Origin of the sequence: Vibrio sp. vnigr-6D03, assembly GCF_002835515.1 — a bacterium.
In the GTDB taxonomy this organism is placed as follows: domain Bacteria; phylum Pseudomonadota; class Gammaproteobacteria; order Enterobacterales; family Vibrionaceae; genus Vibrio; species Vibrio penaeicida.
Window position 1 is genome coordinate 823 of sequence record NZ_PIZL01000054.1, and the last position, 2,823, is coordinate 3,645.

3 protein-coding genes are annotated in these 2,823 nt (G+C 39.1%); all 3 read left to right on the forward strand.

Annotation, left to right across the window (positions count from 1 at the left end; translation table 11 throughout):
- A partial coding sequence (locus CW749_RS26940) for an RNA methyltransferase (protein WP_343232702.1) occupies positions 1 to 639 on the forward strand: 639 nt, incomplete at its 5' end.
- A 647-nt stretch (positions 640 to 1,286) separates the two neighbouring features.
- Positions 1,287 to 1,637 (forward strand): hypothetical protein, encoded by a 351-nt coding sequence (locus CW749_RS26945; RefSeq protein ID WP_101115561.1) that lies wholly within the window; start codon positions 1,287 to 1,289, stop codon positions 1,635 to 1,637.
- A 648-nt stretch (positions 1,638 to 2,285) separates the two neighbouring features.
- Positions 2,286 to 2,627: a hypothetical protein gene (locus CW749_RS26960; protein ID WP_145997892.1), complete on the forward strand. Its 342-nt coding sequence runs from the start codon at positions 2,286 to 2,288 to the stop codon at positions 2,625 to 2,627.
- Positions 2,628 to 2,823 lie beyond the last annotated feature (196 nt).

Sequence of the window (2,823 nt, forward strand, 5' to 3'; positions counted from 1 at the left end):
CGTTGTCTGCGGTTTAAGCTGGCGTTAGGTGCTTGGAGGGAATATTTAGTGTCGGAAGAAAATAACGATAAAAGTGCTTTGAGAAAAAGAGCGGATGAAATAAAGGATTTCAGGTGCAAAAATCTAATCGTGGTATTAGAAAACCCTAAGTCGCTTAAAAATATTGGTTCTGTAGTACGAAACGTGAATGCCTTAGGTGCTGAAAAAGTATATATCGTAGATGAATCGGGTGACTTACCTGACGATTGGCAAGATATGCGTCATTGGAATCCACTTGTTAAGCCTTCTGTATCGGCTGTTAAGTGGAGCTTTGTAAAAAGATTTGATTCAACAAAATCTTGTTTGGAGTATTTGGAGAGTAAAAAATTTCTCTCAGTGGCTACATCTCCCCATATAAAGGGTAAAGTTAACGTCGACCTCAGCCAAGGTGATTACACGCAAAAACGTTTAGCTGTATGGTTTGGTAACGAATCTAAAGGGTTAAGTGATAGAGTTATTAGTTCATCTGATTTTTGTGTCAATATTCCGATGTACGGCATCATAGAGAGCTTAAACTTAGCTACTTCAAGTGGGATAGTGTTGTATGAAATTACTAAGCAACGTCGAGAATTCCAGAATAAAAAATATGGGCGTTCTTAAAATCACACCTAACAAACAATTCAAGCAGACCAAAAACGCGTGGCATTTTTAGTTTGCGGTGAGTTTAGTGTTTAGGGTAGTTTGCAGAAACGGCATTTGTACGTTTTTGGCTAGTTAATTGGGCGTTATGAAGCTACTGTTTAACGTGGTTTTTCAAGGTAGGTTTGTTTATCAAAGGCTGCAAAATCACAGTGTAAACTCGGTTAATTATCTCGTTTCAAGTTTGCAGTTTCTTTGCTGCTTGCCTATTTGAAATCATCAAAAGGGGTAATATGCCAAGTAACATTGTGCATTTCAGTAGGTTCGAGCTATGGCAATTACCTTCACCATAAGTTCATCGTTCGGCTCTTCTTTGTTACCTCATTTTTCGTATATTCTGAAAGTGATTTCTTGGTAATATTAGTGGGTCAGCAGCCGGCGCTTATTTCAGAGGCTAAGATGTTGGCTTTGAGTTTAGTGGCACGGTTTAGCGCCTTTTCATAACAAATTGCTCAAGTAGATGCTAATACGTGTGGCATTTTTGGTTTGAAGTAATGTAGGCTTGGTGAATTAGGCGTCAGCACTACTTAGCAAGGCGTTATGTTTTAGGTGCGTTATATGTTTCATATTAACATTGTTTAATTTATTGATAGATATTAAGGATTAAGATGTTTAGATTTATTTTTATACTATTGTTCTTCCCTTTGGTGGCCATTGCGGGAGAGCCACCATTCAAAGGGTGTCAGAAATTAGGTTGCATAGGAAAAATTGAAAGCATCTACTTGCATCCATCTGGTGATATAAAAGTACCGCCTCCAGGCATATCTCATGGCTCAGACCCAAGGGTTGTAAGTTGTACAATGAGTGAAGGAGTGTATTTTGTCTTAAAAAGAACCAATCCACATTTTCAAGAAATGTATAGCATGTTGTTAACAGCAAAAGCAGCTAACAATGACGTATATTTAAGGGTAGAGGATGGGTCCAATGAGTGCCAAGTACGCTACTCAGTTATCTACTAAAACATAACAAAAGCTTCAAACCGACAAACAACNNCGGTTTAAGCTGGCGTTATGTTGTTTTCAGTCAGACGAAGGAGTTGTCGATGAAAATTGTTGAATATTCAAGAGCTTTACAATGGGTAGGTGACCTCAGATGCAATCAGTGTGATGGGCTCACACCGGCATGGCGATCGAGTGGAATGAGTCAATGTTTTCCTCACTTCTACTGTGATACATGCTCCAATGTTATTCATAGAGTATCGGATCAACGTCTAGTTTGGTCTGATAAGTCTCAAGCTATTCTTGAACAAATAACGAATACATTGCCTAAATGCAGTTGTGGTGGTCAATTTGCGCCAAATCGTGGTCCGAACTGTAAGCATTGTCATGCTGAAATTCCAATTGTACGAGACGCAGTGGAATACTTACACAATCCCAATATGATAGTCGTAGATGGAGCATGCACTTATAGTGATGAACGAGAACCATATATGGTAGGAATCGTGGAATAGTTGAAACCACAACATAACAATCTGTTCAAGAGGGATTCGCAACGCGTGGCATTTTTACTATGCGTTGATTTTAGTGTTTAAGGTAGTATGCGGCGGCTTTGGTATTGCGTTGCTCACCCCTTAACAGGGCGTTATGTGCAAGTGAGGGGTTTATATAGTGAAATATTTTAACTTGATGTTTTTAATGATTTTTAATCTTTTATCTTTTTCTGCATGGAGTGGAGATGTTACAGGTAAAATAGAATATGTTCAGACTAATGTAATCTCAGGGCAAAATAGCAATTATGGTGTGATTAAATTGGATAGAATTTCTTCCAGCAGACCAAGTTGCGCCACTGATACTCAAGGTCGGATGATATTTTCATTAGACAGCTCTGGTGGTAAAGCACTTTTGAGTATAGCTTTGGCTGCAAAGGCTTCAAATGCTAGTTTATTTATTACCGGTACAGGGACTTGTCATAGTGGCTTAGAAATGGTTTCATTTGCCCGCTACCTGTAGCACATAACAAAAGCTTCAAACCGACAAACAACGCGTGGCATTTTTAGCTTGCGGTGAATTTAGTGTTTAAGGCGTAATGCAGCAGCTTGTTTTGTGCGTTGTCTGCGGTTTAAGCTGGCGTTATAGCGCTTTGAAAATTCAAGGGTTGTAAGGTTCTCGAATGTTGCTGGCTTCAGTCTTTTTGAGTTCGATTCCT

Excerpts from the sequence above, each read along its gene's own strand:
- CW749_RS26945 (WP_101115561.1), top strand. The coding sequence starts at position 1,287 with ATGTTTAGATTTATTTTTATACTATTGTTCTTCCCTTTGGTGGCCATT.